We start from the raw sequence: 6305 nt of genomic DNA, 5'->3' as shown, positions 1-6305 counted from the left end.
AGGTGAGGTGAATGGTGGTAGGTGTGAGGTTTTTTCGCCTCCAACAGACAATTCCATCCTGACACCCGACACCCGACACCCGACACCCGACACCCGACACCCTTGCTCAACCGAGCTTTCACCTTAAGTTGACACCAATGGTGTAGGGTGCCTCACAAGGGTAGGTTTTTTAAGATTGGGGTTCAGGTGAGACAAGGAAGGAAAGTAGACCAGTAGACACCGACACTCATACTGACTTTAGCCCGGATCATAGTCAAATTTGTAAAGTTCTGCAAAGATGAATAGAATATGAAAAAAGATCGACGTAAACTGGGAACTCCCTGTGAAACTATCTTCCTTGCCCATCGTCGGTTTTGTTCTGACAGCACCCTTTTCATTGATGAATCCAGCCCCCAAAGATGTCTCTGATCCGTCTGAGTTACCAATTTCCCCCACTCCGAACAGTTTGCGTCCCATCGTCAAGCGCCAACGGGGGATATGGGGTATCTTTAGTTCCACCTTCCTAACCATTTTTCTAGCTGAGATTGGCGATAAAACCCAACTGGCAACCCTGCTGATCAGTGCAGAATCTCAATCCCCGTGGATAGTCTTTACAGGTGCCGCGATCGCACTAATTACCACCAGTTTAATCGGTGTCTTACTGGGAACCTGGTTAGCCAAGCGTTTACCGCCCAAAACCCTGGAAACTGCTGCCGGGACATTATTACTCTTCATTTCCGTTATGCTGCTGTGGGATGTGGTGCAACTGGGTTAAAACAGTTTTGATGATGTAGGGGCGGGTTTCGCCACTATCGTTTTTCTCACCCAGATGTAACTAAACCCGCCCTGACTAAATCAGAGAATTTTAAATACTATGGATTGGCAATTACTAGGATTAAGTTTCATCACCGTATTTTTAGCCGAAATTGGTGACAAAAGCCAACTGGCGGCGATCGCGCTTGGGGGTAGCCTCAAATCGCCTCGTGCGGTATTCTTGGGGGCTGTAGCCGCATTGCTATTAGCCACGTTGATTGGCGTATTAGCAGGGGGAGGCGTAGCGCAACTGTTCCCGGTGCGAATTCTAAAAGCGATCGCGGCGGTGGGTTTCGCACTTATGGCTGTTCGCTTGTTGTGGCCCGATGAGAACGACAAATGACAAAATGACAAATAAGTAGGTCGGTGTCAATAAACCCACCTATATTAAGTTCTGTCAATAATCCTCAAATCCTTACAAATGACAAATGACCAATGACAATCCCCACCGTTAACTTGAATTGTCCCCACCTACTTACCAATGGTTTCTCTCGCCCGGAAAAACTTACTTGAAGACATTCCCCGCTTTTTAGTCGCCCAAGCTGGAATTATGTTTGCGGTGAGTTTGGTTACGTTGCAAACGGGTATTTTTAATGGCTTTACCCAATCCACGGCTCAGTTAATTTATAATTCTAACGCAGATATTTGGGTAGCATCGGATAAATTGGTGCAAGTTGAATTAACACTACCCATTCCCTTATCCCATGTTATCTCCGCCCGTCAAGTGGAAGGCGTTGCCAAAGCCGAAGCCCTGATTTTTAGTGGCGCGTTGTGGAATCCACCGCAAGGAGAAATTACCCGCGTCAGAGTCGTAGGATTTGACCCCAATGGGCAACTATTTCAACCCATCAATCTAGTGCAAGGTGAGGTTAGTAACTTATCTGAATCCTATAAAATTATCGTCGATGCAACCAACCAAGATTCCCTGAATGTACAACAGATTGGGGATATTGCCCGTGTCAATTCCTTGCCCGCCCAAGTGGTAGGGTTCACCCAAGGGAATGCATCGATTGTGTCCAATTCCTTCATGTTTACCTCCCTAACCAGTGCGAATGCGTTCTTAACATCGGGTCAAAAGTCGGAACTATCCTGTAAATTGCCGTCAGGTGCTGAGGATTTAATTTGTACCAATACCTATTCGAGAGTATCGGAAGCCGAACTGCGGAATCAACCGCCACCGCCCCCGAATCCATTAGTCGCTTCTGATTTGATTCAATATGTTTTAATTGCGGCACAACCGGATCAGGATTTGTCACAATTAAAAGAACGATTGGAAAAAGCGTTACCCAATGTCAGTACCTATACTCGCGAGGAATTTATTAAAAGGAATCAAAACTTTTGGCAACAGCGAACCGGAATTGGTTTTATTCTAGGTTTAGGAGCGGTGGTTGGTGTGGTGGTTGGTGTGATTATTGTCGGTCAAATTCTTTATTCCTCTGTAGCTGACCATATTACTGAGTTTGGTACGCTTAAAGCCATTGGCGCGTCAGATTGGCGCATTTACGGCGTAATTATTGAACAGGCGCTGTGGATGTCAATTCTCGGTTATCTCCCCGCCATGATTCTCTGTTACGGCGTAGCCCTGTGGACATCTGCGACTCAGGGAATTGTGATTCTGATCACCCCCGTCTCCGCGATCGCGGTTTTGGCGATAACGGTGGGAATGTGCGTCGGTTCGGCGATTTTCGCGATTCAGAAGGTGACGCGCCTTGATCCAGCCATGGTGTTTAATCAATAATTGGGGCTGTTTTGCTCCTTATTAGTTTCTATGAATCTCAAAGAATTTCTCACAAGCTATGCAGCAGGTCAAAGAAATTTTGCTGACCAAGTAAATTTCAGTGGTGCTTCTCTAATCTGTATTAATTTGAGAGGACTCAATCTGAGTAGAGCCAATCTCAAAGATGCTCAATGTTATAGCGCTAACATGAGCCAAATCAATTTGAGCAACGCCAACTTAAGTGGGACGCTACTGAGTCAAGTGAATTTCAGCCAAGCCAATCTGAGTGGTGCAAATTTGAGTCGAACAAACCTAAGTGGCACATGGTACCGTGGTCATTACGATTGCCAAGGTGCAAACCTAATTCTGGCAAATCTGAGTGGCGCTAACTTGAGCGAAGCTAATCTAACTCAAGCCAACTTCACCCTTGCTAACCTGAAAGGAGCAAATCTCAGCCAAGCAATACTCACATATACAAATCTAGCGGGTGCTGATCTGACCGATGCAATTCTGAGTGAAGCAGAGGTCAGTAGTGCTAATTTGCGAGGAGCTAAACTGGATCAGGCTGCACCAGAAAAATGGCGGTTAGTTTGGCAAGTTGTCAATAATAGAGTGATCGGTCAGGATTTAAGTGACGTGGATTTAAGTGGGACGGATCTAAGTGGTGCAAATCTGAGCAACGCCAACTTGAGCCGAGCCAACTTGAGTAACGCCAATCTCAATCGAGCAAATTTCCATCGAGCTAATTTAGCTCATGCTAATCTGAGTGACACCAAGTTATACGACACAAACTTTACAGATACCAATCTAGAAGGCGTTAATTTTACTAATGCTCAACCTTTACTTAGAATAGTAGCTAGGTAAGCAATTGATTTAAGACCAATGGCATGCTCCAGTCAGCATTTTTGGAGCGCCAAAACCCTTGATATACCGTAGGGTGGGCACTGCCCACCAGTCTCAAGTCACTGCCATTCGATTTAATACTGAAATCATTGAGGAGACAATATGCACCATGATCGTGGACTGCTCAAGCGTTATGAAGCAGGAGAGAGAGATTTTTCGGGTACTGACTTGAGTGGTATCAAGCTTTATGGTTCACAAGGTAGAGAAATTGATTTGAGCGGGGCTGACTTTAGCAATGCTAATCTGGAAAATGCAAGACTGAGTTATGTTGATTTGAGTGGGGCTGACTTTAGCAATGCTAATCTGGAAAATGCAAGACTAAATCATGTTGATTTGAATGATGCTAATTTCAGTGATGCTAACCTCAGAAATACCCGCATAAGAGGCAAAGTCCACAACGCTGATTTTAGTCGAGCCAATCTAACCAATGCTCATCTATCATCGGGACTTCATGGAACTAAATTTAGAGAAGCTAATTTAACCAATGCTGATTTTGGAATAAATTTCACTAATTTTGGTTCGAGTAGAAATGATTTAAGTAACACCAATCTCGATTTCAGCGATGCCGATTGTACGAATACAAAGTTGACATGTGATTTACGAGAAGCCAACTTTCAAGGTGCAAATGTAAAAAGTGCTGTCTTTCGCACAAACCGCTCTCGGTATAGCGCCAATCTCAGTCGTGCAAATGTAAGTAACTTGGATTTAAGGGGTCAAGACTTTTCTAAACTAGAGATGAGCGGAGTTAATCTCAGCGGCTCTAATCTAGCTGATGCAAACCTCAGAAGCGCAAATCTTGAAGGGGCAAACTTGCGGAGTGCAAACCTTGAAGGTGCAGATTTGACCTGTGCTAATCTCCGCAATACTCAGATTGAAGGAGCGCTCGCCCTAGAGCCAAAAATTTTTTTCATTTGGCAAATTATCAATCAGGGAGCTGAAAACAAAATTTTGCCCGGTGCTGATCTGAGCGGCGCTCATCTCAAAGATGTCCGTTTCAGCGGACTTAATTTGAGCGGACTTAATTTGAGCGGAGTTAATTTCCAGGAAACCAATCTTATCGGAGCCAATTTTAGTCATGCAAATTTGACAGGAGCTAATCTCAGCTATGCCAATTTGGGATTAGCCAATCTTAGTCATGTAAATTTGACAGGAGCAAACCTCCAAAATGCATCTTTGAGTAGTGCAAACTTGGAAAGCGCTAATCTCACTCAAGCCAAACTAGGTAGAGCCAACTTAAGTGGGGCACTACTGAATCAAGCAAATCTCAACCAAGCTTACTTGTTTGGTGTTGATTTGGAACAAGCAACGCTGCAAAATGCAACTTTACAAAATGCTAACCTAACAGATGCCAATTTGGAAGGCGCTGATTTTACAGGTGCAGATTTGAGTGATGCCGATTTAACGGGTGCAGAACTGTTTCAAACCAATCTGACCAATGTGATTAATCCATCGGGTTCAGCATCCATCTTTTTTAATACACCGAGTAATCCCAACCTTACATTACTAAACCAAATTCGAGAAGCTTGTGAAGGATTTTTTTACCCAAGCGAAGCGGATTATCCCTACGAAGTATTTTTGTGGGAAACAGTCAATCGAGGAGAGTTCACCCTCGAAGGATTGCTGAAAGCTTGTGGACATTTGCGGGAAATTTCAGCCGACGCTTTTTGTAAATATAATCTTGATGACCTAGAGTGGTTACAACCTCTCGCCAATGACGTTATAGCTTTTATAGAAGAGCAAGATGAGATTCAAGAATTTCGCTCTTTGTTAACCCAAGTAGAAACCTACTTGACTAACATTCAAGTTCTGCTACTGAAAACTATCTATGAAGTATACATCATTTTAGCCAATACTCCATCCGGTGATTGGTTGGGAATATCAACCCAAGTTTCAGAGGACTTTCTACAAGGGCATTACGGTGCTTCTCGAATTTTTCGGGTAAAAGATTTAGCTATTGCTAAACCAGAGAATTACGAACTGATCGTTGCTTTGGAAAATTCAATCATTGGAATGCAACCTCCCTTAAAGACTATTGTCAACAATACGAACATTGGATATAGAGATACCTCTGGAGATGTGTCCAACTTTGTTTGGGAGATTGCTGAACAACGCCGTGCGCTAATTCACAATCTTTTACATACTCTTAAAATTATGACCACAAATGAAGTTGAAGCCGTCTTCTTTAATCGCTACGAAAAGGATAAAAATCGGCAAGATAAAGCCAATTTTTTGGTGCTGGAAAATTTAAGTAATTTAAGGCTTTATCGAATAAAGAAAGACATAATTTATATGTTGTACTTTGTTGGTCAAACTGAAGATGGAGATTGGATCTGTATTCAGACTAAAGCCATTGAAACTTGAAGTCCCCTATTAATTGAGGAACTCAGTTTCATCAAAAGGAAAGGTTCCCAGCTATGATCCTCTGCTACGGTGTAGCCCTGTGGACATCAGCCACTCAGGGGATTCTGATTCTGATCACCCCCGTATCCGCGATCCGATAACGGTGGGAATGTGTGTCGGTTCGGCGATTTTCGCGATTCAGAAGGTGACGCGCCTTGATCCAGCGATGGTGTTTAATCAGTAAATCATTTGTGGATTGTGGATTGTTGATTGGTAATTGGTTTTGTAGGGGCGAGTCGCTGCACAACGATGACGGTGTGAGAATTAACCTGTCTCGACTCGCCCTTTTCTCGTCGGTACGCGGGTTAGATAATTCCCGATACTCTGGGGAGGGCGACCCGAACAAATTAAGGGTTAGGTGGTATGAATTATAGGCGGCGGGTCGCCCCTACAGTGTTGATCCTGAGGGGGTGACAAGGGACTTGAGGGTACTACTGACTGGGTGTAGGGTGTTTCTCTAAGATTTTCCCCACACCCCACACCCCATACCCCA

General features: G+C 44.0%; 5 protein-coding genes and 1 pseudogene. All 6 read left to right on the top strand.

The features are described 5' to 3' along the window. Positions 1-379 precede the first annotated feature (379 nt). On the top strand, positions 380-754 hold the full coding sequence (locus RIG66_RS23055) for a TMEM165/GDT1 family protein (protein WP_044208195.1): 375 nt from the start codon (positions 380-382) through the stop codon (positions 752-754). A gap of 99 nt (positions 755-853) precedes the next feature. Then, complete coding sequence (locus RIG66_RS23050) at positions 854-1135, top strand: TMEM165/GDT1 family protein (protein ID WP_446381045.1); 282 nt, start codon at positions 854-856, stop codon at positions 1133-1135. A 138-nt stretch (positions 1136-1273) separates the two neighbouring features. Next, a complete protein-coding gene (locus RIG66_RS23045; protein ID WP_446381044.1) occupies positions 1274-2530 on the top strand; it encodes an FtsX-like permease family protein in 1257 nt (418 codons plus the stop codon). Between the two features lie 30 nt (positions 2531-2560). Then, entirely contained in the window at positions 2561-3373 is an 813-nt protein-coding gene (locus RIG66_RS23040) for a pentapeptide repeat-containing protein (protein WP_446381043.1), read from the top strand. A gap of 141 nt (positions 3374-3514) precedes the next feature. Next, positions 3515-5773: a pentapeptide repeat-containing protein gene (locus RIG66_RS23035; protein WP_446381042.1), complete on the top strand. Its 2259-nt coding sequence runs from the start codon at positions 3515-3517 to the stop codon at positions 5771-5773. 47 nt (positions 5774-5820) lie between these two features. Next, positions 5821-5996, top strand: a pseudogene (locus RIG66_RS23030) (ABC transporter permease); the annotation flags it as partial. Positions 5997-6305 lie beyond the last annotated feature (309 nt).

Source organism: Coleofasciculus sp. E2-BRE-01 (genome assembly GCF_040221695.1).
In the GTDB taxonomy this organism is placed as follows: Bacteria; Cyanobacteriota; Cyanobacteriia; order Cyanobacteriales; family Coleofasciculaceae; genus Coleofasciculus.
This window is presented reverse-complemented; position numbering and strand designations above follow the sequence as displayed.

Excerpts from the sequence above, each read along its gene's own strand:
- RIG66_RS23040 (WP_446381043.1), top strand. The coding sequence starts at position 2,561 with ATGAATCTCAAAGAATTTCTCACAAGCTATGCAGCAGGTCAAAGAAAT.
- RIG66_RS23045 (WP_446381044.1), top strand. The coding sequence starts at position 1,274 with ATGGTTTCTCTCGCCCGGAAAAACTTACTTGAAGACATTCCCCGCTTT.
- RIG66_RS23055 (WP_044208195.1), top strand. The coding sequence starts at position 380 with ATGAATCCAGCCCCCAAAGATGTCTCTGATCCGTCTGAGTTACCAATT.
- RIG66_RS23035 (WP_446381042.1), top strand. The coding sequence starts at position 3,515 with ATGCACCATGATCGTGGACTGCTCAAGCGTTATGAAGCAGGAGAGAGA.
- RIG66_RS23050 (WP_446381045.1), top strand. The coding sequence starts at position 854 with ATGGATTGGCAATTACTAGGATTAAGTTTCATCACCGTATTTTTAGCC.